Genomic DNA, 25,504 nt, shown 5'->3' with positions numbered 1-25,504 from the left:
TGTATCATAGAAGAACCTTATAAACATTATTTTACAGAAAAAGTTTCATACTCTCGAAGAAACATAAGAGTACCAACAGCCTGATCACACCCACAGTTCCCGATGTTCCCATCAGCAATTTTTTGGCGAGTATATCAAAAACACCAACAGCCTTCAAACCAGCTACAATTGCCATCAAACAGAAGAGGAGCCCGAGAGTCCTGAAATCAATATAAGTAAAATAAGCCTTATCCGGTCTGACCCAGAACATAGAAAGAAGCGCCAGGATCACTGCAATTGACAAAACGGTTTCTTTCCTGAAAAAAACATATAATTTTTGTAACATAATATTTCCTTTCCGGTCTGATACGACCGCGTATAAGTATATCACAGAAACATCCAGAAAAAAAAGAATATCATTTTGTATTGTGGATTTCCAGTTTTATCAACTCTTTTTAAATGATGGGGACGATGCCAGTAGAATAGATTTTTTTATCATCATTGGTAGCCAACTTGGCTACCATTTCACCACATATAACAATCAAACTCTTTCTCTCTATTTTTTCTCCAAGGATTTAGCCAAGGTAGATAAAAGTGCTGCCATTTCCGGATTGGAAAGAACCTTGGCTAATAATTCCGCATCAACATCCGTTGGAAGTTCAACAGTCTTGCCGGCAGCATGGGCATGCATACTCGGATCCAGATCTTTTTTCTCGTAAAAAGCTTCTTCAAAGAGCTCTGCATTCTTCCTGCGGTCGTCATCAATAATATGAGAATACACATCCGTAACCATATTGATCTGTGAATGACCGGAATCTCCCTGTACAGCCTTGATATCTCCGCCATTTAACTTCAGCTTATAAGTGACACTTGTATGGCGAAGGCTGTGAAACACAACCGGTGGAAGATTATGCTCTTTGATCAGATTATTCAGGGCCTTACGAATAGAAGAAGTTCCTACTGGCAGACCAAACGGAGTTGCCATCACCAGGTTATAATCCATGTATTCCTCTCCCAGTGTTTCCTTGATCTTATCCTGACCTTTCTTCCATTCTACCAGCATTTCCGCTACTGATTTTGGAAGAAATACTTTACGAATACTGCTCTCCGTCTTCGGAAGTTTCAGTACACGTACAGTTTTGTTCTTTCTGCTCTCCTCCGGGAATACCAGAATCACATCTTTTCCATGCAGTTCCTGAATCGCTGCTTTATCTACCCTTTCATGGCTACCATCTGAACTTCTCCGGTATCTGCCACTTCAAAAGTCACATCATTGGATAGGATAAAGCCCTTAGGAGCCTGTTCTTCACGAAGAGTGTATTTACCGATCGGCAGCTTCTCTACGTAATGTGGCTCACTTGTGGAAATCCAGCTTTCTACGACCTGATCGTCTTTATCCAGGATTGTAAGCTTCGCACCAGGAATCTCCACATCACCGGTAATATCCGTCTTGCTGATTTTTACCTTTGTTACATCGTCAAACATTTCCTGCTTCTGCACTTCTGCAGTATTCTCAATGCTAAATTCAATGCTTTCTGCAGTCACATAGCCATCTGCAGGTTTTGTTTCAGTAAGCGTATAAGTCTTACCGACCACAAGTTCTTTGATCACGTGTGCTTCTTCTGTGGATGTCCACTCATCAATCACGTTGCCATCTTTGTCAGTGACTTTCAGATGCGCACCAGGAAGTTCTTTTCCAGTAGTGAGATCTGACTTTGTGATCTCTACAGTTGTTGGTTCATCCTCAAAAGTAAAGTTATAAACCATTAATGGTTCTTTTTCATCACCATATTCGAAGGTAAATTCCTTTTTCTCTTCTGTATTAACAAAACTGTCCGGAGCATATAGCTCTTTCACATAGTATTTGCCATCAACCGGAAGATCAGCAATGAATTTGATCTGGCCACTGGCGTCTGTTGCTTTCAGTTCGATGATCTCATCTGCTTCGATCAGTACTTTACCGGATGCAGATACGATATCTTCTGCAGCAAAGAGTCCAAAAGTAGCACCTTCCAGTACACGCTCGGTATCTTTTCCTTTCTTTAGTACATTAACAGATACTTTCTGACGGTTATTCTGCCAGTCTTCATCGTAAGTTACGACCGGTGTATCCTGATCACGATAGCTTAAGTCTACATAACGAGGTTCACTGTCAAGGACATAGCCATGAGCAGTTTCAACTTCCTTCACATAGTATTTTCCTACCGGAAGATCTCCCATCTGGGCAATACCGTTTTCATCCGTTGTAATGGTACCGATTAATTCATTTGCTTTATAGTAATCTGCACTGACACCGTCTGCTGCTTTGATGTCCCCTGCGGCATAGATCTCGAAGGTTATTTTGGTAAGAGAACCTGTGATATATTCAAAGATATGCTCTACCGTACCTTTCAGATTATCAACAAGTGTTACATTATCCAAGAACTGGCCTTTCTTATTGATGATCAGAAGTGCTTTCGGAACCTCATCCTTCATTTCCACTTTCTGCACATCAGCGGTATCTTTTACAGTAAACTCTACATCTGTTGCTTTCAGATATCCGTAAGGAGCAAATTCCTCACGAAGAATATAAGTCTCACCCACAACAAGGCGTTTGATCACATGTGGCTGATTCTTTACGGAAGTCCAGCTGTCGATTGTGTTGCCATCCTTATCCAGTACAGTCAGTGTTGCGCCATCCAGTTCTACGCCTGTTGTCACATCTGATTTTGTAAATTCAAAGGTTGTAGGCTCATTCTTTTTGATCTGATTCAGACGGATTCTCCTCATCCGCTTCGTCTTCTTCTGAATATGCCTCAGAATCGTCTTCCTCCATCTTGGCATCGGTCTCTTTTTCTTCATCCTCAAAAGCCTTCATAAATTCTTCCGGATCAAAGAAAATTGCTACTCCATGCATTCCAGGAATTCCCATACACGGTCCCATCATTGGCTCTTTATTCTTATCATTTGAATCTTTCATCATCATACACATTGCATTTTCCTCCATATCTTTCTCATGATTTCCTGTAATATCCTTTACATAGATCTGACAGGGCCTTCCGGGATCCGGCTGCGTCACCACAACCATTTATCCACATTTTTCCAGCTCTTCCAACGCCATATCCACACGATACCTGGAAGCATTCAGATGCTTCTTCATTTCACTTTTCGGATAAACCACATAGGCAGTATCATTCTGATCTATCCAGCCATTCATATTGAATACTGTTTCAGCTAATTCATGTTTGCAGGTTTGGGAGAGATTGTTTCTTTTCCCGCCTTTTCTCTGATTTACATCCCCGAATGAGGGGTGACAACGGAGCGAAACCCAAATGTTAGCTGGACTTCTTAAAACCCATGTTTGCAAACCGGTAATTTTGATTAGCTGTCAGCTAACAAAAATCGGATTGCGTTAGCTGGAAATTGATCATTTTGAATGGAATTTTGTGTCACGAACGTGATTAGAAAATAACAAAAGCGTTCGCTGTCAGCTAATCCAGCTAACATTTTCGAACGCTTTGAAGCCCGTCGCCAAGAGGATTTGAACCTCCGACCCCTCGCTTAGGAGCAACTTTTATGCAGGTTCAGACTAGTCCAACAGAGACAACCTATTCATTTATAAGTCCAGTAAAAAAGTGCCTTCCCAGACTATTTCTGTTCATATAAGATCATTGAAAATTATTCTGGATTTTTACATTTTCTGAGAAAATGATTGTACGCTTCTAATATAAAGCGCCAACTCCATCTATAATTTTTCAAATCATAAAATCCAACTATCCTGCCCATTTAAAAGCGGGAAATGAAATATGTGATACACTATTTTCTTTGTCAGATTTCTTTTAAATTATACATCAGATACCGCCATTTACGCAAGATGCTTTGACCACTATTTTACCTCTTTTTTCTCACATGCTCTGATTTGATCTCATAAATAAAACCGGCAGAGATTTTGCTCTCCACCGGTCTGCTTTTATCCTAATTATGTTCCCCTTGCATTGATTTTGCTAATGATGTCAGCAACACAGCCATTTCCGGATTGCTGAGAACTTTTGCAAGTAACTCTGCGTCCACTCCTTCTGGAACTTCCATCATCGTCCTCTTTTCGGTATCATGGATCTGCGGATTCAGATTCTTCCTGTTATAAAAGGAATCTTCCAACAGTGTCGCATTGCGCCGTCTGTCTTCATCTATGATATGCGAATATACTTCTGTAACCATATCTGCCTGTGCATGACCAGAATCTCCCTGTACCGCCTTTATATCACCGCCGTTCAGCTTAAGCTTATAGGTAACACTCATATGCCGGAAACTGTGAAACACAATCTGTGGTAGATCATGTTGTTTGATCAGCTTATTCAGGGAATCTCTGATATACGCACCGCCCCTTGGAAGTCCATATTCAGTAGCAAGGATAAGGCCATAGTCCTGGTATTCTTCCTGCAAAATATCCTTTATCTCCTCCTGCTGTGCTTTCCATGCAATCAGTTCTTCAGCTACGCTCCTGGGTAAAAACACTTTCCGCACGCTGCTTTCTGTTTTTGGTGTTTTCATAATGCGTACCGTCTTATTCGTTTTCCGCTCCTCTGGAAATATGACGATCACATCTTTCTGGTCTAATTCCTCTAACGCTTTTTTGCTGACTCTCTGTACTTCCTTATTTACATAAAGATACGCCCGGTTTTCTTTGATCGCTTCTTCTGATATATCTACGCAGTCCCAGGTAAGCCCCAGTAGTTCTCCTATTCGAAGAGAACCGGCAAAGGCAAGGTTCATACACAATTTTAGGCACTCATTTTCACACACATCCAGAGCATATGCAAAGGTCTCTGCATCCCATATTACCCGTTTCTCTGATTTATGCTTTGGTACCGTCGCTTTAAATGCTGGATTCTTCTCCATGATATCCCACTTCACAGCCTGATTAAAACAACTCTTCAGCAGCTTATGTACATCACGGATTACACTGGTAGATACGAACTCGCTTCTGATATTTCCGTTCAAGTCTGGAACGGATGGCGTCTTTGTCAGCGTCTTATAGTAAATCTCTAGAAATCTGGTATTGATATCCGTCAGTGGAGTTTTCCCAATGATAAGCAATATATAATTCTTCAGCAATGACATATTCCCGTCATAGGTAGACAATGCCCACCTGTCTTTTCCATACAGTTCGACATACTCATTTATCAGATCCTGCAACGTCTTACAGTTCGATACGATGATACCGCCTTTTTTTTCTTTCAGTTCGATTTCTGCTTTTCTTATTTTAGCTTCGTTCTTCGTATCATACGTTTCCCATTTCTGTTTCCATTTTCCCTCTATATCTTTACAGTAATATACAACACAATATTTGTTATTTTTCTTCTGTATCGAAGCCATGCTATACCACCCCCTTTTCCTTCCGCTTCAATAACCACTGTCTAAACGCTTCTCTTGGAATACGAATAATCTTTCCTGTTTTCCGAATCGGTATTTTTCCTGTTGTATACCAAAAAGCGATAGTTGCAGGCTCCACTCCTGCCAGTTCTGCCGCTTCCGGCACTGTCAGATACTCCAGACGTTTTTTCTCCTGGCTGTGATCTGCTTCTGCAAGGCATCTTCGCTTATAATTCTCATATTCCCGTTTTTCTTCCAGTTCCAATTCTTCATATTCAAAATTAAACAGCTCATAGGTATCCTGTGCCTGCAAGAATCGCTCAAAGCTCTCCCTTGTCACCCTTCTCCATCCGGCAATTACAATGACGTCCAGCAATGGGGCATATTTTTTACTGCTCAGGATTCCATATACGGTACTTCGTGGAACGTCAAGCAGCCGGGCCATTTCCGGCATACTTAGACTGGCTGCCTCTGCAGCTGCATCTTTCTTACGATCTTCCTGTGTACGGTATCTGGACTGGCTGTGATACCAGTCCCAGAAAGCATCCGTCGGCACTCGCATTCTTTCATTCACTGTAATTGTCTCAATATTGTTTTTCTTCAATATCTCATATACCGTTGCGTTGTCCGTCCCCAGCATTTCCTGTATTTCTTTTGGGGAATAAGATCTGAGCCTCAACTCTTTTCCCGGTGCTTCCCCATTGACTTTGTGATACCAGTCCTGATTGGCATACCACTTTTCAAAACTGGCAATTTCAACCCTCATCTTTCCAAGCAATGTTTCTGTCCGAAAATAGTTTTTATGAACCAGCCAGTAACGATCTGTCTTCTTTAATCCCAACATATCCCCCATCTCGTGGACACTCATCCACTTTCGGGGTTTTGCCGGTGATCCAACTCTTTGTATCACTGCCATGTTTCACGCTCCTCCCATTCATTTTTCTTAAATCATATCTCACAATTCGCAAAAAATTTAGGATGTCACAGAAGCATTTCCTTTATCCAGCCACTCGTCAAAACTCTTCTTGGAAATACGGTATCCACCGCCTTCTAACTGAATCCAACGGAACTCATTTTGTCTCAGCAATTTATAGACCGTTGATCTGCTTACATCCAGCATTTCCTGTAAATCTTTCACCGTATAACATCTTTTTTCTGCCATATTTTCACTCTCTTTCTATCTGTTTTGATTTTATTTCTAAATACAAAACTCGTGAAAAAGTTAAGAGTGCCGTTCCCACTCTTTAACCCATTTCATACATTTTCCGCATTTTCTTTAAGATTGCGCTGACCTTCTGAGACATCCGAACCTTTGAAATTCCCAGTATTTTCGCCAGTTCTACCTGCTTCATGCCCTCAAAGTAGATGGATTTGATAATAAACTGCTCATGTTCTGACAGCTTTGCGATATTCTGATGCAGTTCTGCTGATTCAGCCTGCAGAATTACCAGATCTTCTACGCTCCGCTGTCCCTCATCCGGTAAATCCTGCACTCCGATTCCATCTGTATTCTCACTGAAAACACAATCCAACAGCTCCGTCCACTTTGTTTTTCTTGTCATGGTTTCCGGATCTTCTGGTTGCCACTTTTTACTTCTGTAAATCTCATTACGGTAAGCGGAAAGCATTGCCTTGGCTACCTCTCTGGTTATTTCATAAAATTTCCCATCAACTTTTGCATAAAATTTGTCATTGAATTTATATGGATGCTCTACATACATCGTCCGTTCCTCCTGAATTTGAAATCTGTTGCGTGTTCCAAATTCAGGAGCGGAGGAGACCGGCTCCTTCTGATGTCTCTGATCATGCGTACTGATTTCCTTTCAGGCCACCAGATCAGGCAGACCTGTGGCTTATTGGCCGGAAATCAAAATTTCAGGGCAACAAAAAAAGCCCCTCCGAGGTGCTAACCCGAAAGAGCTTTTCTAATAATCATATGAAGTTTTCCTGCTGTTCTTTTATTTCCAGCATAATCAGTATAACAGTCCAAAGTATCAAGGGTATCTCAAATACCTGCCGTAAAGTATCACTGATTCCTCTAAAAGTATCATCATTTGATACTTTTTAAATTGGCATAAAAATACACCGGAACTCACCAGCCCGATGTATGATCTTCCTATTTATTTAATGTGCCATGATTTTTCTCATGTTGAGCAATCGCCTGACGAATCAGATACAGCACTTCTCCATTGATAGAACGCCCCTCAAATTCAGCAAGACTTTTCAGTTTTCCGTGCGTCTCAGAATCAATCCGAAGACCAAGATGTTTATCTTTTTCCATATGGCTTCCTCTCCATTTGATAAGTACAAAATAAGTTCATAATACAAGTACATTTTAAGTACAAAACATGGTAAAATGGTTCAAATGAACTTGTTTTAAGTACACTATATTTTATTATTAGGAGAGAGCATCAAAAATATGAAGAAAGAAAAGCGATATTATCAAATCCGAATAGATTATTTCTGGCTTTCCATTCTGGCAGTCATAATTGTTATCTCCATGATCATCGCATATTATGCCTCTGCCCATGAGCAGACATCTTCCCAACCAGTATCTACTAAACACCGTGCTGACATTGATGTAACTTTTGACGATCTGCGCTCATCCCTGGAAAACACATCAGAATGTTATCTATGCGGAAATGCGGAAGAAAGCCTGATGAGCTACTTTAGAAACTTTGACACTATTGGATTGATCTCGCTGAATGACTGGTATGTGATTGATTTTCCACTGAAAAATTACGATGAAAATGGAAATGAGGTAGAAAGTGCTACTTCAACTTCATTCCTCTCTGGGAATACAGGTGAAATATCTTATTCTTCAGACGGAACTCCAAGCCGTGGTATGGCAAGCATAGATGTGACGTTGCCGGAAAATTATGAAATTGATACTAACATGCTAGAAAACCATTTATGCCAGAATTGCCTAAGTAAAGTTGCAGCTTCATTAGAATACAGAAAGACGGACGGAGAAAATAAAGAAGCTATTCCATTGTGCATAGTTGATTTCAAGACATTGGAAATTTACTCACTACAAGATTACTGGAGAGCATATTTTGTCCGAGACTATTATGTAGAAATGGATTTTGATGATAATATAGTAAGAACAGAAGTATTTTACTTGCCAGAACGTCAATAACAAATATGGGAAAGAGGTGATACTATATGGGAATAATTAAATATTTTAGAAAAAAATACTGGGAAGCAGCCATTTTCAGGGGTGGGCGGCGCATACCATTTAGCTGCGATGGCTTGACAGCTGTTCCTGATAGAGCCTATGCACTGTTTACAGAAAAAGAATTGGAAAAAATTTACAACGATAGAAATGAATTTTATAAGAAGCTAATGCAGATGATTGATTCATATTAACAAAAGGTCAATCAAAATTTTATTTGTTACATAAATTAAAAGGTAAATATGTTCAAACATAAGGCCTCGGAATCTTAATGATTTCTGGGGTTTTCTATTATTGAGATAAGGCTATTTATAGCAATTTAAACCGAATTATGATAACATAAGCATTATGTGAATCATAATACTTTGGATGGAATGTTGCAAGAATGGCCATGAGCGAGCCAGTTCATCATTGTCATGGATACTTGGTTTGAAAGACTGATGGCGGAATAATAGAAGCTGTGATAGAATAAAGAAAACGATTTGAAGTGCTAATTTAGAGGACAAAGCTTATGAAAAGCGAAAGTATAATTAAAGGAGTCAGCATCGGAATATCAACAGCAATACTTTGGAGTATTGTTTTAAACAGCAAGGTTGTTGGAATTGGAGTGGGTATATGTCTGGGTATATCTCTTGCTATATCTGACAGTCCTATTTCTTCTAAAAAAGATAAAGATACGTGATGATACAACTTCTAGTTTTTGAAACTGAGAAATCGGAATTTGTCTTGACTTTATAAATTTCCCCGCCTGATTTGCCCCGTTCATTGTCCAGATAGTACATATAGCAGTGGTCACAGCCCTCACTGTATTTGCGGCAGCCATGCCAGGGATTCCAAATATCACTGCTCATACCGATTCCTTTCCAGTTCGCAAATCAGACTGTGAGGCATTCTTCGTGGCCCACGTACCGCACCAATCCCATAGGCTTTCAGCTTCTCAAACGGGAGAAAAGACGGGTTGTACTGATCCAGCTTTTTCAATCTCATCACATGGTTCATATGTACGTTGCCATCATCATAATGGTAAGGAATATTGACTTCTGTAGCTTCGCACCGATATAGAACAGCGGAAACCGGGGCCGTAACATATAGACAGACAACATCGCCAACGGCTACTTCCTCCTGTTTATAGCCTTGGTCAGTAGTTTGATACTATGTACGAACTTTCTGCGTACTTGCTTTCGTTTTCGGATACCGTACAATATTTATACAATGAATCGTCAAGAGAGGAGGCAACAAGGTGACTTCTTTAACCATAGAACAAAAAAGAGTGGACATATACCCAAGCGCAAAGCCGGGCAGCCCAGTTATCTATCTCAACACCTTTTCCAATGCCGTTAACAGTGTGTATAAAAACCTGATGGCGCTCGGCTGCCCAGATTTCTGTCTGGTGGCGGTCAGTAAGCTGAAATGGGATCATGACATGACACCGTGGTATATGGGGCCGATCTCTAAACACGATACGCCCTGCACCGGGGGTGCGGATGATTACCTGAAACTGCTTCTGGATGAAATTATGCCGGAAGCGGAAGCGCTCCTTCCCGGTGCGCCCGCCTGGCGGGGCCTCGCCGGTTACTCGCTGGCCGGGCTGTTCGCCCTCTACGCTCTCTACCAAACGGATGTGTTTGCCCGCGCAGCGAGTATGTCAGGTTCCTTCTGGTTTGAGGGCATCATGGAATATGTGTGCTCCCATGAGATGAAGCGCAAACCTGACTGTCTGTATTTTTCTCTCGGAGACAAGGAGAGCTCCACCGATAATCCGATTTTGAACGTTGTGCAGCAGAATACGCAGGAGATAGAAACACTGTGCCACGGGAAAGGCATCGAAACCACCTTCGTACTGAACAGTGGCAGCCACTATCAGGCGTGCAACAAGCGCACAGCGGCTGGCATTCACTGGATATTAAATAGATAAACCGACAAGGAGATAAAACGATGGATACGATTTATTCGCTTTTTCAGAAAGTAGTTAAAGAACATGAAAATGCCCCGGCTATCATTGAAAACGACCGCGCCATGACTTTTGGAGAGCTGTCCAACATGGTGGATATGATCACGTGCAGCTTTCCGCAGGAAGTACACAGCATCGGCATCGTCATGCGTCACCGAACCGAGATGATTGCCTCGATTCTGGCGGTACTCAAATGCGGCGGCCGATATGTCCCAGCCGAGCCGGATTTTCCCACCGGGCGCATCCATGACATGATGACCGAGGCACAGGTGGATTTTGTGCTGACGGAACACGCCTTTGCGCCCAAACTGAGCAGTTTCCCCATCCGCTATACAGATTGTGAGATCTGCGGCGTGGAGACGCCCTCCTGGAAGCGCAACGCCATCGAAGACCCGGAACGCCCCGCCTATGTGCTGTATACGTCAGGTACCACCGGGCGGCCCAAAGGTGTCTGTGTCACCAACCGCAATGTTTGCCATTATGTCCGTGCCTTTGCCAACGAGTTCCATCCCGGCCCCGGTGATGTCATGCTGCAATATTCCGTCTGTTCTTTTGACATCTTTGTGGAGGAAGTGTTCACCAGTCTGCTGAATGGTGCCGCTCTGGCCATCCCCGCTGGCGAGGATAAGGCCGACATCCATGCATTGATGGCTTTTGTGGAACGCCACCATGTGACTATGATCAGCGGCTTTCCGTATCTGCTGGCAGAAATGAACCACCTGTCTGTCATTCCGTCCTCTCTGCGGCTGCTTATCAGCGGCGGCGATGTGTTGCGGGGCGTTTATGTGGATCACCTGCTGAACAAAGCAGAGGTTTACAACACCTACGGCCCCTCCGAGACAACGGTCTGCGCCTCCTATTACCGTTGTAATAGTGGAACTGTGCTGGAGGACGGTACCTATCCCATCGGTCATCCTGTACTAGGTGCGCAAATCAGGATTCTGGATCAGTCTGGCAACGAGGTTGCCAAAGGGCAGACGGGTGAGATTTGCATTTATGGCGGCGGTGTATCTCTGGGCTACATTGGCGACCATGCCGAGGAAAACAGAGCTTTTGAGCGGCAGCCGGACGGTAGCACCATGTACCGCAGCGGCGATTTGGGCTATATCCTGCCGGATGGCAACATTGCATTCCTGCACCGCAAGGACGACCAAATCATGATTTACGGCAAGCGGGTGGAACTTGCCGAGGTGGAGTCCCGGCTCTATCGGTGCAAGGATGTGCAGCAGGCTATTGTCCGGGCTTTTACAGACGAGGATGGACTGTCCTATATGACCGCCTATGTGGTGCCTTCCGACAATAAGCTGAAAGTCTCGGAAGTAAAAAAAGAACTGTCTGAAAATTTGACTTCCTTTATGATCCCAGAGTTCTTTGTGAAGATGAAGCAGATTCCTTTGAATGTCAACGGTAAGCCGGATGTGTCGAAACTGCCGGTGGTAATGAAAGCGGGGGCATTATAATGGAGATTCAGATCCGGCAGGCCACGATCCAGGACCTGAATGTATTGATGCAATGGCGAATGGAAGTCTTGCATGAGGTATTCTCCATCCCCTCGGAGCGGTCTGTAACAGAGCTGGAATCGGAAAATCGCCGCTACTATCAAACAGAACTGCCGCAGGGCGGACATATTGCCTGCTTTGCCTACGTAGGGAAGGAAATCGTCGGCTGCGGCGGGATATGCCTCTATCATGAGATGCCCTCACCGGACAATCTAAACGGGAAATGTGCCTACCTGATGAACATTTATACCCGGCCGCAGTTTCGCGGACACGGCATAGGGAACAGAATCGTCAGGTGGCTTGTAGAGCAGGCTCGTCAGCGGCATATTTCAAAAATTTATCTTGAAACCTCAAACAAAGGCAGGCCGCTGTATCAAACAATCGGTTTTGCCGATATGAAGGATATGATGAAACTGTCCCGTGAAAAATAAGCAAAATCAAAGGAGCATACATACAATGGAGCTAATCATCTGAAACGTTGAAGTAAAAAGCGTCCTCACAAAATCCAATTTGCCTGTGAGTGATTATTCGGTCAATCCTTATGTGGGCTGTGGCCACGGCTGCAAATATTGCTACGCATCTTTTATGAAGCGTTTTACCAATCACCCGGAGCCCTGGGGAGAGTTCATAGACGTTAAATTTTGGCCGGAAATCAAACACCCGGAGCGGTATGCAGGGAAAGAACTGTTTCTCTGTTACGTGACCGACCCATATCAGCCGCTGGAGGAAACCGCCTGCCGCACCCGCGCCATTTTGGAGCAGATGCAGGGCAGTGAATGTAGCCTCAGTATTGCTACCAAGTCTGACCTGGTGCTGCGTGACCTTGACCTCATTAAAACATTCCCCAATGCGCGGGTATCCTGGTCGATCAAACACACTGGACGAAGATTTTCGCGCTGATATGGACAATGCAGTGAGCATTGAGCGGCGGCTGGCCGCTATGAAAGCATTCCATGATGCTGGTGTGCGCACCACCTGCTTTATCTCGCCGATTTTCCCCGGCCTCACCGACCTGCCCTCCATCATCCACCGGGCGAAGAATCAATGTAATTTGGTCTGGCTGGAAAACCTAAACTTGCGGGGCGGTTATAAGAAAACGATTTTTGACTATATAACGGAAAAACATCCAGACCTGCTGCCGCTGTACGATACCATTTACAATAAAAAAGAACGCAGCTACTGGTCAATGCTGGATGCGCAGATGCGGCAGTTTTGCCAAGAGGAAGGGCTACTGTATGTCCAGGATGATGATTCCATCAAACGCCCGTTCAACGATCCGCCTATCGTGGTCAATTATTTTTTCAACGAAGAGATTATCCCTCGGCCAAAATGCAGAAGAACAGGTAATCAAAACTATATAGTAACATGCAGAAAGCTAGAAGTTGTAGAGGTGAGGTTATGAAACGCGCAGAATTAGAATCAGACATATAACGCCGAGACAGATTATCCGTGGCTCAAATATCCGAATTATGAGGTGTTCCGGCATTGTAATAATCGGAAGTGGTTTGCTCTGATTATGGATGTACCAAAGAACAAGCTGGGGCTGCAAGGCGAAGAAATGCTGGAAGTGGTCGATTTCAAATGTGACCCAATTCTGATTGGCACACTACGAGAGGAACCCGGCTTCTTCCCGGCGTATCACATGAGCAAGGATAGCTGGATTACTGTTGCACTGGATGTGCAGCGTATCAGATGACAAAATCAAAATGTTGCTTGATATGAGTTATGAAGCAACGATACCCAAAACATGCAAAAAGAGATACTGATAAATTCCAGTTGATATTTCACATATTTTAGGAAATTTAATAACTGTTATATTTGATTATCAAATTCTTCGCAAACCCTTGAAAATACTAAGTTTGTAGCAAGTGAACTTTCCCTTACTCTTTCCCTTGTGTTACATTCTCCCATTGGTTTTTATGAACCTTAATATGGGAAAAATTAAGGGAAAGAAAATTTCATAACACAATATAACATATAACAATAACGACATGGTGAACTGATTGAAATGTTTTCGATATTTAACTTTATAACTGATTATCAAAAGAAAATGGAGATAAGATACGATGAGAACAATTTATGCAGAATACAACATAAACCACGATAGTATTGATGTTTACACAAGTGCCGGATATATGCTTCGCATTGATTGCTGGGAAGCTGAAAAAAATTTAAAAACCACATATGGATCAGAATGTGCGCTTACTTCATTGGCTGTGGATGAGCCTTTGGAATATGCAAGATTATATCTTGATGGCAATTTACAGATGTGGGTGGATGCAGAAGATTCATTAGAACTTTATTAAGCAAGAAGTGAAATATTGTTGTAGATCTATCTCATTTCTTGAGGGTTCTTAAGATGCAAGATGATTGCTAATACGCATTTTACAATAGAGTTTAATTTTTAAAACTGTATGGTGGAAAGCAAGTCTGAAATGGCTTGCTTTTTGCTTTACAACGAGGGTGGTTACTGTATAATGAAATATGAAGTAAAAAGCAGTAATTTGATATGAAGCAATAAAGGAAATACATGATGGAAAAATATAAAATTCTAATAGTTGAAGATGATGTTGATTTGAGAGAGGGACTTTCCTTCTCCTTTTCTGGTGATGGATATGATGTGACAGAGACAGGGACAAAAAAGGATGGTTTACAAGAAATCGCAAACGGTGGTTATGATATTGTATTTTTGGATTGTAACCTGCCGGACGGAACGGGCTTTGAACTCTGTAAAGAAGTTCGTAGCTACAGCAATATCCCAATCATTATGCTGACTGCTCGTGATACAGAAATGGATGAGATAAAGGCTTTAGAATTAGGGGTAAATGATTACTTGTCAAAACCATTTTCTCTGGGTGTATTAAAAGCAAGAATGAAGCGGATACTTCAAGAAAAATCTGAAAGTACAAAGATTGTTACAGGTTCATTAAGCATAGACCAGAGTACTTGTAAAGTATATAAAAGAGGTTCAGAAATCTCTCTTAGCAAATTGGAATACCGTCTGTTGGTGTATTTGATTGAAAATAAGAATCATATCCTTTCTAAGGAGCAGATTTTAGAGAAGATATGGGATAGTGATGGAAAATATGTAGATAACAATACGGTGTCTGTGAATATCAGCAGGCTTCGTACAAAGATAGAGGATGATGTATCGAAACCAAAATGGATTCAAACAGTTCATGGAATCGGATATATCTGGAAGGAATAAAGAGATGTGGATTACGATACTTTTAGCAGTGCTTTTGTGTTTGTCGATTGGATATAGCATATATCAAAAAAGAAAAACATATCGCCTGATTGACCGTTTGCTGGACAGTGTGTTAAATCGGGAAATGATTGCAGCTTCTGATGTGGAAGAAGGAGAATATTCTGCCCTTGTCAGTAAAATCAAGCAGATACAGGAAGTGCTTGATAATCACGTGAATAGTGCCGAACAAGAAAAAGAGCAGGTGAAAAGTCTGGTATCTAATATGTCTCATCAATTAAAAACGCCCTTAGCGAATATTTCTCTCTATGCAGAAATCTTAAGTAAAGAGGAAATTACATCAGAACGGAAAACATTGTTTTCTGAAAAAATGCAACGACAGATTGACAAGCTGAGTTGGATTGTGGAGTCTTTATCGAAGATGGTAAAATTGGAGCAAAATATTGATGGCTTTGAAGGAAAAGCAATAGGGATCAAGCAGACGATTTTAGACGCAGTAGATACGCTTTATGAGAAACTGGAAAAAAAGGAAATCAACTTTACATTGGAACCATTTGAGGACAGATTACTGTATCATAATCGAAAATGGACAGCAGAAGTATTTGTAAATTTGTTGGAAAATGCTGTTAAGTACACCGATAGAGGAGGAACTATTTCCATTTGTGTAAAAAGTTATGATTTATACACAGAGATTCAGATTGCAGATAATGGGCGTGGTATCCGGCAGGAGGAAATGACCGATATATTCAAACGATTTTATAGAAGCCCAGAAGTTGAGAATATGGAAGGTTCTGGGATTGGTTTGTATCTTTCTAATCTGATTTTGGAAAAAGAAAAAGGATATATGACGGTAGATTCCGAGTATGGAAAGGGAAGCTGTTTTTCTGTGTTCTTACAAAACTGTAAGAACTAATCATCCGTTTGTAAAGAAATTGCAAGATACGGCAGTTATACTGGATGTATCAAGAAAAGAGGAGTGATGACGGATGAGTATTTTAGAATTACGAAATGTTGAGAAAATATATGGAGAAAAAGATAATCAGGTAAAGGCACTACGGAATATCAATCTAAAAGTAGAAGAAGGCGAGTTTGTTGCCATTGTAGGCACATCTGGTTCAGGCAAATCTACTTGTCTTAATTTAATCGGTGGTCTGGATAATCCGACAAGTGGACAGATTTTTATAAAGAATAAAGAGATTGGTTCTCTTTCAAGAAAAGAACTGACGATTTTCCGTAGAAGAAATATAGGGTTTGTATTCCAGAATTATAGTTTAATGCCTGTGTTGAATGTGTATGATAACGTGGCATTGCCGGTTACATTTGACTGTGGAAAACATATTAACCGCAAATATATCGAAGAATTGTTGCGGGAACTGGGCATTTGGGAGAAACGCAAGAAATATCCAAACGAATTATCCGGCGGTCAGCAGCAAAGAGTTGCAATCGCCAGAGCTTTGGCAAATAAACCGAGTATCCTGCTTTGCGATGAACCGACAGGTAATTTGGACTCAGCCACAACCATTGAGGTTATGGGGTTATTAAAAACGAGTTGTCGTAAGTACAATCAGACGATTCTCATGGTAACGCATAATGAAGCCATTGCACAGACTTGCGACAGAGTAATTCATATTGAAGATGGTCAGATTGTTACAGGAAAGAGAAGATTTCCGGCAAAAGGCGGTGATGTCGTATGTTAAAGCTGGCATGGAAATATATGCGGTATTACAAGAGCCAGACATTTGCAATTTTTGCAAGTATTTTATTAACAGCATCATTGCTTTCCGGGATTTCTTCTTTGATTTACAGCAGTCAGAAAAGTGATCTGGCGAACAGCAAAACTATTTACGGAGACTGGCATTATTATATTGAAACGGATAAGGAACTTTTTAATTCTGTAGAAAGCGGTGAGAAAGGAAAAGGATATACGCTGGAACAGTGTGGAAAAATGGAAATCCGTGACGTTGTGGCAGAAGAATTTATGATCTGTTTTATCCATGCCGATGAAACTTATCGTCAAATGGCACACAGAGACTTGTTGGAAGGAACATTCCCTGAGAAAGAAAATGAAATTGCAGCGGATGGATTTGTGCTTAGTAATCTTGGATTTTCAGGGAATTTAGGAGATTCCCTTCGCATTGGTGAAAAAGAGTATATTGTTACTGGTGTTCTGAAAAGCGAATGGGCGGCAAGTTCCAGTGAAATGGAAGTTTTTGTAAGTGATTCTTTTAAAGGTCGAGGAAGCCAGACGTTTTTATATCTCAGTTTTAATGAAGATGAGAAGTTATATAAACAGTTGGATGCTTTTTTACAGGAACATAAATTATCTTCTGAATCGGTAGCAGAAAATGATGAAGTAATACAGTATCTTGGCGGAGAAGCACCAAGCAGCATTTCTGAAATCGTGAAATTTGGTCTGTTTGAAGAAGAAGGAAACTTCACTTATATCGTTTTGAAATTGCAGAGCGACTACAATCTGGCTTACAACGGAATGATTTTCCTGTTATGTCTGTTCAGTCTTTTCGTAGTTTACAGCGTATTCAGTATTTCTGTATCGAAGAGAACTTCTGAGTACGGAATATTACAGACATTAGGTATCAGTGAAGCGCAGATTGGTGGCACCTTACTTTTGGAACTTTGGACGTTATTTTTCATTGGATATCCGTTAGGATGTCTTTTAGGAAATGGTGTTTTAAGCCTTATGTATCAGAAATTTAGCGGTGTATTTGGTGGAAAAGGAATCAGTGGAGCAGGGAATGGTCTTTCTGTTGCGGACCATACGTTAGCAGAAGGAGAAAATACAGTAGAGTTTTTTGTTTCAAAGGAAGCTGTTGTGTTTGGTTTTGTATTTCTACTGATTTCGTTAGCACTCGTTGCCTTTCTCGTGGTTCGTTCCATGCGGAAAGATTCGCTGAAAACTGTGATGAGTGGAGATACTTCTTTTGTAAAAAGAAGAAAAATATACGCTATGCGAAATGTTAATATGGCAAATGTAGTGGTGCGGAAATTCATGTTTGCCAATAAACGAAAGGTAATAGGGATTTTATTATCCTTGTCTATCGGCGGTTGCATTTTCTTATGTACCACCTATATGGTAGAAAATTTGAAGGTTCACGCAGAACTTTCGCTGATATCGGATGATGGGCTTGGTTCTGAGTACCGTATTTCTTTAAAATCTGACTCGCTGAAGGATACGATTCCGGAGGCGGTAGCAGATAAGATTAAAAACATGCCGGAAACAGAGAATGTATATGCGACAAAGTATACGATGGGGGAATTACAGATTTCCAAAAACGAATTTTTGTCAGAAGAAGAATGGAGTGACTATTTCAAATATCAAAATCAGGAGCCGTATTATATCCAGAGATATGATGGGATCTGTAAGCAGCAGGAAGATGGAAATTATCGGATTAAATATAATGTGTACGGTTACGATGAAGCGATGATAGAACAGCTTCGGGATTTTATTCTGGAGGGAGAGATTCAGCCGGAAACAATAAAGAATAATAATCAAGTGATTGTGACGGCGAATATGGACGGTCAGGGAAATTACTTTTTTTATGGAAAGAAGCCGGGCGATACCATTACTCTTCGAGTACCAAAGACAGAAAACTATACAGATGAACTGTTAAAATTCCAAAGTGGCGAAGAAAACTATATTGAAAAAGAGTTTGAGATTGCGGCAATCGTAAACAGACCGTTGGCGCAGGAGAAAGATTTTCTGAATACAGAAGTCTGGAAAAATGCGCAGAGTGTGATTATGACAGGCGAACAGATGGAAGAAAACTTTGGAATTACAGATTATAGTTTTATCAATGCATCGCCGGCTGATAGTGCGGATGCAAAGATCGTGAGCAATCAGTTATTACAAGTAATCCGAGATGTTCCCAAGGCAGTATTGCAGGATTATACGACCGCAATTGCAACACAGAAAGGTTATCTTGGACAGCAGCAGATCTTCTTTTCCAGTATTGCAGTGATTCTGCTGATTATCAGCCTGTTCCATATCGTAAACAGCATGAGTCATACGATTCTGACCAGAAGAAGAGAGTACGGGATTATCAGAGCAATAGGGATTACGGACGGCGGATTTTACAAGATGATTTTACAGACAGGTATTCTGTATGGATTGTTGGCGGATGTATTTATCTATCTTATTTATAACAGAGTTCTTCGCAGAGTGATGAATTATTATCTGGCTCATGTGCTGCAGTTTTTACATTATACTACTAATATTCCGAATCTGGTTCTGAATGGAATTATGGTGCTGAATGTAGTGATTGCAGTAGTGGCAGTAATGTTTCCGGCTTGGAAGATGGGAAAAGAGAATATCATAAGTGAGATTAGAAGATAGATTTATAATCAGGATTTTTAGAATTTCTTTAGTGGTTAGTATCATTGGATATAGCAATAGAATTAGAGAGAATACCCAATCTTTATAAGTAACCAGAGGGCGACAGTAAAATACTGCCGCCCTTTCTTTTATCGGTTTGTCCAGTAAAGAGTGTTCAGATAACACCGGATTCCAAGATATATTCCCTGTATAAATAATAAAAGAAACAAAAGATTTATGGGCATTACTTTTTTGATTGATTCTCCAAAATAAATGATGACAACAGCACTTGTCAGTATCATTAGTAGAGTAATAACATCCCAACAGTTTTTCTTATATAATTCTATAATCTTTATTTCTATCAGTATCGCAAGTATCCCTGTTCCTGCTACGTATATTCCAACAACTAATATCAGCAATAACCAATATATGATTCCGGCTATAAACGCATTGGGAATTTTTGTACTGATCTGTGCCACAGATTGCCCAGCATCAATCGTCCATCCGATAAAAGTTTGTATGAATGACGCTGCATCATGGAAGAATGATTTACAATCGGAAAGGAGCACATCTGACTGTACTGCCTGAAAAAGAGTGGTTGTCAGCGAATACCATGCAAGAAGGAACAAGGTTGTTTGGAACATTACCGTTTTTGCTTTATATTGTCCTGCAAGTCGCTCTTTTTGTGTTTCGTATTTTGCTTTTGCATTCTGATAGTCTGTCCGGTCACAGGCTTCACATTTTTCATAGAGTACCGGCTTTTCTACCGGTATCTCTACGATTTTCTGATGTGTCCGGGCATAATCCCGTTGTTGTGTTAAGCATCGTATTTTATCTTGACATTCCCCGATCATGACGTTTGCGCTTCGCAGCTTCTCTTTCTCGATCTGCAATGCTCTGTCTGCCAGCTTCAAGTCGTTCTTTAATGCTTGAATATTCCCGGCTTTGTTCTCTTTGTTTAATTTCTCGTTCAAGGTCAGAGATTCGCTGAGCTGCGTCTTCAGTTCCTCGATAAGCTGGTCTTTCTGTTCCAGTTCTTCTTGTATCTCCTCGGTCAAGAGCAGAAGTTCTTCCAACTGTTCGGCGTTCTTTGATTCTCTGGATTCGTTCATCTATATCACGTCCTTTCCTTATTTGCTGTTCCAGTTCAGCAATTCGGTGTTCTGTTTCAGCAATAAACTGTTTTCGCTGTTCAGAGTCTGTGCCAATTTCTGCCATTGCTGATTTTCGTTTTCCAAAAGTTCTATCTTCGTTTTCTGTTCTTCCATCTTGGAAAGCAGTTCCTCGGTATTTGGCAAAATGTTGAGCAGCTCGGATAACTCGCTGTTTAATTTTTGCAATTTCTGATTCTGTTCCTGCATAAGAGAGAGTTGGGTGTCCCGGTTCTGCATTTCCAGAATCATTTCTGCCATTAAGGTCTGCTGTTCTTCGATTTGCCCAATCATGGATTCCATTAAGGGTATAATTTCCCGGCTTTCTTCTAATGTCATTTAATCGCTCCTTCCATAATGATAATGCACCCGATACTTTTCCAAAGGTGTCCAGTATCTTTTGCAATAACGTGTTTTGTTGTTTTATGATTTGATTTTCCGCTACTTTCCACGAACCTTTTATTTCCTGCCCGGCAAGAAACTTTTGTTCAATCTTTCTTGCGTCAGCGCCTTCATGGGTGGTAGGAATCTGGAGTTTTCCCTGTTTTTCATAAGAACGGTGATCGACCTGATTATGCAAAGGAAGATGTTCATTACACACCTTTGCCCATTCACTCCGCCACAGTTCACAATTTTTTGGATTGTTCCATCCGGTAGCATCGGTCAGCACCCGTTTCCATTGCAGGCGGTTTCTTGCACCCATCTTCTGAATTCCGTTTTCGTCTAATACAGGGATACGGATTCCATGACGGTCAGGGTTTTTCTTATCCTGCCACCAGTTCGGATGGGATTCATCAATCACGATATTTCCGTTTTTATCTCTGAGAAAATCCCAATCCTTGACTTCTTTCTTTCCCCAAGAATGATCCGGGTTAAAAGGACGCATAGTCAGAAGCAGATGGACATGGGGGTTGCCATCCCCTTTATCGTGGATACTCCAATCAGCACACATTCCTCTATCTACAAAAGTTTTTTGAATATAGTCAGTTGTATATTGAATTTGTTCCTGTCTGTTCCATTCTTTGGGAAGGGCAAATTCAAATGACCTGCCAAGTTGGGCATCTGCATTTTTTTCAATCTTCAATACCTCATTCCATAACCTTTGTTTCTGAAATGTGATTTTAAATTTTTCTAAAGCAGCTTCTTTATCTTCTGATCTTTTGTATCGGACAGATTTTTGAAAGCGTTTTATATTTTCTTCTGGTACTATCTGCCATTCAGGAGGTGCGTTTTCACACATCATCAGCCGAGTGTAGACCACTTCTTTTTTAGAAGTGTAATAACTGATTCTCCCGGTTTCCTCGTTTTTCATCACATCCCCATTGAGATATGCGGAAGCGGAGATAACAGATTTCCCTTTACTTCGTCCGACTATTTTGACTGTGTAATGAAAAATCGCCATGTCTGGATTCCTCCTTTCTGCACATCCGGCATAGATTTCCGGCAACATTGCTTTCGGTTTTAGGAAAAGCAGCATTGCCGGAACGCCCTCTGCGTAAGAGTGCCCTGCGCATAGCAGCCTGCATGGAATGCGCCTCTCTGGCGAAGAGTGCCTCCTGCGGCATGAGCAGGTCTGGCTGAAAGCCCCGCCGACGGAACGAGCCCGGCAAGCGTGAACGCAGACCGGTTGCCACTTGTGGCAAACTTATTGGGACGACCTCTGGTTGTCCATAAGTGCGCCCTTCATGAAAAAGCAATGAAGGGAATGAAAAACTCATCCCCTCCGCCATTACACTTCCTCCATATCGGTATTGACTTCTTTCTGCATTGCCTTTGAGAAAAATTTCCCGTTGGCTTCCTGCCTTTTCAGAAAACCAATCAGCTTTGGGATGTCTTCTTCCTCAATAGGCGCACCGAGAACGGATTCCACCGCACCGCCAATCTGACAGAGCCTATGGGTTCGTTTTTTACTTTCTTCGGCTTTCTTTCGCTTCAGAAGTTCTTTCTTCTGTGCCGCATATCGTTTCGCCTTTTCAAGGCTTTCCTGCTCTTTCTTTTCCATTTCAAGCATTCGTGCTTCATAACTTTTTGTTGATTTTGCCATTCTTACATTCTCCTTTCCTTCACAAACATAAGTTCTTGGTTGCGTATCAGAAGAAGCACATGGTATAATCTTCTTGCGTGTAGGTATATCATGGCTTCGGTCTGATAGAACCTTTGGCGGTTTCTTGGGAAGCCGCCTTTTTAATTTGCCGCAGTTCTTGTTACGGCTTTTACATTTCCTCTATCCCTCAAATCACGACCTTCATTCGCTTCCATAAACATTTCCAGAATATCGGTTTTAATCAGGACTTTACGACCAACCTTTAATACCGGAAGTTTCTTCCATTCTACAAGCTGTCTTAAGGTGTTTCTGCCGATTCCCGTATAGTCGGCAGCTTCTTCGATGGATAATGCAATTTTTCTTTGCGTCATATAATCACCTCCTTATAAATTGCATTATGCAATTCCTGTGATGTAAGTATATCCTTTTCACATCTTTTTGTCAAGCGTTACGAAATGTTAAAAATAAATATTGCATTGCATATTGCAATTTCGGAAAAACAATGCTATAATTCATACATACCGAAAAAGGAGGCAATCAGCATGAAAGATAAAGAACTACGCAAGCTGATAGGTAGCAGGGCAAAACAGCGTCGTCTGGAATTAAATCTGACACAGCCTTATGTTGCAGAGAAGATGGGAGTTACCGCTTCCACAATCCTGCGTTATGAGAATGGTTCGATTGACAATACCAAAAAGATGGTGCTGGAAGGTCTTTCGGAAGCACTTCATGTATCTATTGAATGGCTCAAGGGGGAAACCGATGAATACGAAACCGATATTACGGATAAGAAAGAATTACAGATTCGTGATGCAATGGGCGATATTCTCAAACAGTTACCTCTCGACCTTAGTAAAAAGGAAGATGCTTTTTCCAAAGATTTACTGCTGTTGATGTTAAAGCAATATAACCTGTTTCTGGAATCATTCCAGTTTGCCTGCAAGAATTACAAGGGCAACACGAATGAAGCGGATATTGCAAAGGCAATGGGATTTGAATCGAATGATGAATATAACGAGATTATGTTTCTCCGGGAGATCACCCATACCGTTAATGCCTTTAATGATATGGCAGATATTGTAAGGCTCTATTCCAAGAAACCGGAAATAGCAGAACAAAGGCTTGAAAATCTTTTATCAGAAGTTTTGTATGATGATTCCGATTCGGTATAGAACGACAACCGGAGTTATGATACAATGAGCACGAGCAAGTCAGGCTGTTTACAGATTTGACGAGCGGCGAATTGGCTTATGGACTTGTCCATAAGATGCCTACACGCAAGAAGCATTTCATCAGTTCCGATTGTCTGATATCGAAAGGAGACACACGATTATGGCAAAAGGATCTGTAAGAAAAAAAGGAAAGAAATGGTACTACCGCTTCTATGTAGAAGATGCAAGCGGCAATCTGGTTCAGAAAGAATACGCTGGAACAGAAAGCAAAAGTGAAACGGAAAAACTGCTCCGTCAGGCAATGGACGATTACGAAAGCAAGAAATTCATTGCAAAGTCGGAAAATATTACAATTGGAGAATTACTTGATATATGGGCAGAGGAAGAATTAAAGACCGGTACGCTCAGTAATGGGACAGTCCAGAATTACCTCGGTGCTATTACCAGCATCAAGAAGCATCCAATTTCAGAGAGAAAGTTGAAAAATGTAACATCTGAGCATTTACAAGCCTTCTTCGATCTGCTTTCCTTTGGTGGCACTTATCCAGATGGTTCAGAAAGAAAAGGTTACAGCAAAGATTACATTCGTTCTTTCTCGGCAGTATTACAGCAGTCATTCCGATTTGCAGTATCACCAAAGCAATATATCACTTTCAATCCGATGCAGTATATTAAGCTGAAATACCAGACGGATGAGGTTGACCTGTTTTCCGATGATGACATGGATGGCGATATACAGCCAATTCCACGAGAGGATTATGAAAGACTGATTGAATTTCTACAGAATTACAATCCACCGGCAATACTTCCAATCCAGATAGCTTATTATGCAGGACTTCGTATCGGTGAAGCCTGTGGTCTGGCATGGCAGGATGTGAATCTTGAAGAACAGTGCCTTACAATCAGACGCAGTATCCGATATGATGGTTCAAGGCACAAGAATATCATCGGACCAACCAAACGAAAAAAGGTAAGGATTGTTGATTTTGGAGATACACTGGCAGAGATTCTTCGCAATGCCCGAAAGGAACAACTTAAAAACCGAATGCAGTACGGAGAACTTTACCACAAAAACTACTACAGAGAAGTAAAAGACAAAAACAGAGTTTACTATGAGTTCTATCATCTGGACGGAACAGAGAATGTTCCAGAAGATTATAAGGAAATATCCTTTGTCTGCTTAAGACCGGATGGAAGTTTGGAACTGCCAAGCACGTTAGGAATTGTTTGCAGGAAGATTGCTCAGAAACTGGATGGATTTGAAGGATTTCATTTTCACCAGTTGCGACACACCTACACAAGCAACCTTCTGGCAAATGGAGCAGCTCCGAAAGATGTACAGGAACTGTTAGGACACTCAGATGTCAGTACCACAATGAATGTCTACGCCCATTCCACAAGAAAAGCCAAGCGGGAATCCGCAAAGTTACTTGATAAAGTGGCAGGCAACGACTAAATAAAACTTTCCCTTATTTCCCTTACGATTATCTCATAAGGGCAAAAATAAGGGAAAATACATATCGTTTCGCTAATGCACAGGCTGGAAAGCCTGTAAAATAGGGAAAGTTAGAAAGATATTTCGGCAAACTTGAATTGTTACACTTAAAAAAGCGGAATTTCACCATCATAGTTTTCTGCTTTTTCCA

Annotated in this window: 29 protein-coding genes and 3 pseudogenes; 15 read left to right on the top strand and 17 right to left on the bottom strand. The window is 41.3% G+C overall.

What is annotated here, in order from left to right; genetic code table 11:
• Nucleotides 1–31 precede the first annotated feature (31 nt).
• From G5B06_RS16520 to G5B06_RS16480, 10 genes and pseudogenes are all read right to left on the bottom strand, one after another.
• A complete protein-coding gene (locus G5B06_RS16520; protein ID WP_244092714.1) occupies nt 32–283 on the bottom strand; it encodes a hypothetical protein in 252 nt (83 codons plus the stop codon).
• A 252-nt stretch (nt 284–535) separates the two neighbouring features.
• Nucleotides 536–1,156, bottom strand: a complete 621-nt coding sequence (locus G5B06_RS16515; protein ID WP_303009954.1) for a site-specific integrase — start codon at nt 1,154–1,156, stop codon at nt 536–538.
• A 44-nt stretch (nt 1,157–1,200) separates the two neighbouring features.
• Nucleotides 1,201–2,727 (bottom strand): annotated as a pseudogene (locus G5B06_RS16510) (SpaA isopeptide-forming pilin-related protein); the annotation flags it as partial.
• Entirely contained in the window at nt 2,711–3,046 is a 336-nt protein-coding gene (locus G5B06_RS16505; RefSeq protein ID WP_173762149.1) for a hypothetical protein, read from the bottom strand. The gene G5B06_RS16505 and the pseudogene G5B06_RS16510, both read right to left, overlap by 17 nt.
• Entirely contained in the window at nt 3,047–3,175 is a 129-nt protein-coding gene (locus G5B06_RS19110) for a replication initiator protein A (RefSeq protein WP_243279017.1), read from the bottom strand.
• A gap of 758 nt (nt 3,176–3,933) precedes the next feature.
• A complete protein-coding gene (locus G5B06_RS16500; RefSeq protein WP_173762150.1) occupies nt 3,934–5,334 on the bottom strand; it encodes a site-specific integrase in 1,401 nt (466 codons plus the stop codon).
• A gap of 1 nt (nt 5,335) precedes the next feature.
• Nucleotides 5,336–6,247 (bottom strand): helix-turn-helix domain-containing protein, encoded by a 912-nt coding sequence (locus tag G5B06_RS16495; protein WP_173762151.1) that lies wholly within the window; start codon nt 6,245–6,247, stop codon nt 5,336–5,338.
• Between the two features lie 57 nt (nt 6,248–6,304).
• Nucleotides 6,305–6,493 (bottom strand): helix-turn-helix domain-containing protein, encoded by a 189-nt coding sequence (locus G5B06_RS16490; RefSeq protein ID WP_055057014.1) that lies wholly within the window; start codon nt 6,491–6,493, stop codon nt 6,305–6,307.
• A gap of 82 nt (nt 6,494–6,575) precedes the next feature.
• On the bottom strand, nt 6,576–7,052 hold the full coding sequence (locus G5B06_RS16485) for a sigma-70 family RNA polymerase sigma factor (RefSeq protein WP_005423684.1): 477 nt from the start codon (nt 7,050–7,052) through the stop codon (nt 6,576–6,578).
• Nucleotides 7,053–7,447: 395 nt separating this feature from the next.
• A complete protein-coding gene (locus tag G5B06_RS16480; protein ID WP_005423682.1) occupies nt 7,448–7,612 on the bottom strand; it encodes an Arc family DNA-binding protein in 165 nt (54 codons plus the stop codon).
• Between the two features lie 138 nt (nt 7,613–7,750).
• Here G5B06_RS16480 and G5B06_RS16475 point away from each other — a divergent pair, with 138 nt between their 5' ends.
• The 3 genes from G5B06_RS16475 (at nt 7,751) to G5B06_RS16465 (ending at nt 9,188) form a co-directional block, all read left to right on the top strand.
• Nucleotides 7,751–8,470: a hypothetical protein gene (locus G5B06_RS16475; protein ID WP_173762152.1), complete on the top strand. Its 720-nt coding sequence runs from the start codon at nt 7,751–7,753 to the stop codon at nt 8,468–8,470.
• 26 nt (nt 8,471–8,496) lie between these two features.
• Nucleotides 8,497–8,700: a hypothetical protein gene (locus G5B06_RS16470; RefSeq protein ID WP_118512131.1), complete on the top strand. Its 204-nt coding sequence runs from the start codon at nt 8,497–8,499 to the stop codon at nt 8,698–8,700.
• A gap of 317 nt (nt 8,701–9,017) precedes the next feature.
• On the top strand, nt 9,018–9,188 hold the full coding sequence (locus tag G5B06_RS16465) for a hypothetical protein (RefSeq protein WP_173683925.1): 171 nt from the start codon (nt 9,018–9,020) through the stop codon (nt 9,186–9,188).
• On the opposite strand, the gene G5B06_RS19685 is transcribed toward G5B06_RS16465, so the two are convergent.
• Together G5B06_RS19685 and G5B06_RS16455 are read right to left on the bottom strand one after the other, a co-directional pair.
• On the bottom strand, nt 9,166–9,357 hold the full coding sequence (locus G5B06_RS19685; protein WP_118512129.1) for a DUF5131 family protein: 192 nt from the start codon (nt 9,355–9,357) through the stop codon (nt 9,166–9,168). The genes G5B06_RS16465 and G5B06_RS19685 overlap by 23 nt on opposite strands.
• Nucleotides 9,347–9,505, bottom strand: coding sequence for a hypothetical protein (locus G5B06_RS16455; RefSeq protein WP_005924668.1), 159 nt, complete (start codon nt 9,503–9,505; stop codon nt 9,347–9,349). Before G5B06_RS16455 ends, G5B06_RS19685 begins: the two co-directional genes overlap by 11 nt.
• A gap of 241 nt (nt 9,506–9,746) precedes the next feature.
• On the opposite strand from G5B06_RS16455, the gene G5B06_RS16450 reads away from it, so the two are divergent.
• The 10 genes and pseudogenes from G5B06_RS16450 to G5B06_RS16405 all read left to right on the top strand — a co-directional run bounded on the left by G5B06_RS16450 (nt 9,747) and on the right by G5B06_RS16405 (nt 19,512).
• Nucleotides 9,747–10,421, top strand: coding sequence for an alpha/beta hydrolase (locus G5B06_RS16450; protein WP_118338790.1), 675 nt, complete (start codon nt 9,747–9,749; stop codon nt 10,419–10,421).
• 20 nt (nt 10,422–10,441) lie between these two features.
• Nucleotides 10,442–11,917, top strand: coding sequence for an amino acid adenylation domain-containing protein (locus tag G5B06_RS16445; protein WP_173772535.1), 1,476 nt, complete (start codon nt 10,442–10,444; stop codon nt 11,915–11,917).
• A complete protein-coding gene (locus tag G5B06_RS16440; protein WP_173772533.1) occupies nt 11,917–12,387 on the top strand; it encodes a GNAT family N-acetyltransferase in 471 nt (156 codons plus the stop codon). Before G5B06_RS16445 ends, G5B06_RS16440 begins: the two co-directional genes overlap by 1 nt.
• A gap of 79 nt (nt 12,388–12,466) precedes the next feature.
• Nucleotides 12,467–13,358: pseudogene (locus G5B06_RS19680) on the top strand (radical SAM protein).
• Nucleotides 13,359–13,430: 72 nt separating this feature from the next.
• Nucleotides 13,431–13,652: an MmcQ/YjbR family DNA-binding protein gene (locus tag G5B06_RS19105; RefSeq protein WP_226815879.1), complete on the top strand. Its 222-nt coding sequence runs from the start codon at nt 13,431–13,433 to the stop codon at nt 13,650–13,652.
• Between the two features lie 370 nt (nt 13,653–14,022).
• Nucleotides 14,023–14,262, top strand: coding sequence for a DUF6061 family protein (locus G5B06_RS16425; RefSeq protein ID WP_020994096.1), 240 nt, complete (start codon nt 14,023–14,025; stop codon nt 14,260–14,262).
• A 227-nt stretch (nt 14,263–14,489) separates the two neighbouring features.
• Complete coding sequence (locus tag G5B06_RS16420; RefSeq protein WP_008707461.1) at nt 14,490–15,164, top strand: response regulator transcription factor; 675 nt, start codon at nt 14,490–14,492, stop codon at nt 15,162–15,164.
• A gap of 4 nt (nt 15,165–15,168) precedes the next feature.
• Nucleotides 15,169–16,074, top strand: coding sequence for a sensor histidine kinase (locus G5B06_RS16415; RefSeq protein WP_055066700.1), 906 nt, complete (start codon nt 15,169–15,171; stop codon nt 16,072–16,074).
• Nucleotides 16,075–16,147: 73 nt separating this feature from the next.
• Nucleotides 16,148–16,858 carry an ABC transporter ATP-binding protein gene (locus G5B06_RS16410; protein WP_008707470.1) on the top strand — a complete coding sequence of 237 codons (711 nt, stop codon included), beginning with the start codon at nt 16,148–16,150 and terminating at the stop codon, nt 16,856–16,858.
• Entirely contained in the window at nt 16,852–19,512 is a 2,661-nt protein-coding gene (locus tag G5B06_RS16405; RefSeq protein ID WP_008707471.1) for an ABC transporter permease, read from the top strand. The genes G5B06_RS16410 and G5B06_RS16405 overlap by 7 nt, the downstream gene beginning before the upstream one ends.
• A 128-nt stretch (nt 19,513–19,640) precedes the next feature.
• Here G5B06_RS16405 and G5B06_RS16400 read toward each other — a convergent pair whose 3' ends face one another.
• The 5 genes and pseudogenes from G5B06_RS16400 to G5B06_RS16385 form a co-directional block, all read right to left on the bottom strand.
• The gene (locus tag G5B06_RS16400) at nt 19,641–20,345 is read right to left on the bottom strand and encodes a DUF6040 family protein (protein WP_044952226.1); all 705 of its coding nucleotides are present in this window, start codon (nt 20,343–20,345) and stop codon (nt 19,641–19,643) included.
• Complete coding sequence (locus G5B06_RS16395; protein WP_173688244.1) at nt 20,323–22,044, bottom strand: MobA/MobL family protein; 1,722 nt, start codon at nt 22,042–22,044, stop codon at nt 20,323–20,325. Before G5B06_RS16395 ends, G5B06_RS16400 begins: the two co-directional genes overlap by 23 nt.
• Nucleotides 22,014–22,372: pseudogene (locus G5B06_RS19675) on the bottom strand (hypothetical protein). Before G5B06_RS19675 ends, G5B06_RS16395 begins: the two are co-directional and overlap by 31 nt.
• Complete coding sequence (locus G5B06_RS16390) at nt 22,372–22,686, bottom strand: hypothetical protein (RefSeq protein ID WP_006859613.1); 315 nt, start codon at nt 22,684–22,686, stop codon at nt 22,372–22,374. The pseudogene G5B06_RS19675 and the gene G5B06_RS16390 overlap by 1 nt, the downstream one beginning before the upstream one ends.
• A gap of 140 nt (nt 22,687–22,826) precedes the next feature.
• Nucleotides 22,827–23,057, bottom strand: a complete 231-nt coding sequence (locus G5B06_RS16385; RefSeq protein WP_004843519.1) for a helix-turn-helix domain-containing protein — start codon at nt 23,055–23,057, stop codon at nt 22,827–22,829.
• A gap of 171 nt (nt 23,058–23,228) precedes the next feature.
• Between G5B06_RS16385 and G5B06_RS16380 the strand changes: the two genes are divergently transcribed.
• The gene (locus G5B06_RS16380; protein ID WP_015515234.1) at nt 23,229–23,858 is read left to right on the top strand and encodes a helix-turn-helix domain-containing protein; all 630 of its coding nucleotides are present in this window, start codon (nt 23,229–23,231) and stop codon (nt 23,856–23,858) included.
• 160 nt (nt 23,859–24,018) lie between these two features.
• Nucleotides 24,019–25,314 carry a tyrosine-type recombinase/integrase gene (locus tag G5B06_RS16375; protein WP_015515233.1) on the top strand — a complete coding sequence of 432 codons (1,296 nt, stop codon included), beginning with the start codon at nt 24,019–24,021 and terminating at the stop codon, nt 25,312–25,314.
• The last annotated feature ends 190 nt before the right edge of the window (nt 25,315–25,504 follow it).

Origin of the sequence: Blautia luti (genome assembly GCF_013304735.1) — a bacterium.
GTDB lineage: Bacteria > Bacillota > Clostridia > Lachnospirales > Lachnospiraceae > Blautia_A.
The sequence above is the reverse complement of the archived record's forward strand: the minus strand, read 5'-3'. Positions and strand labels throughout refer to the sequence as shown.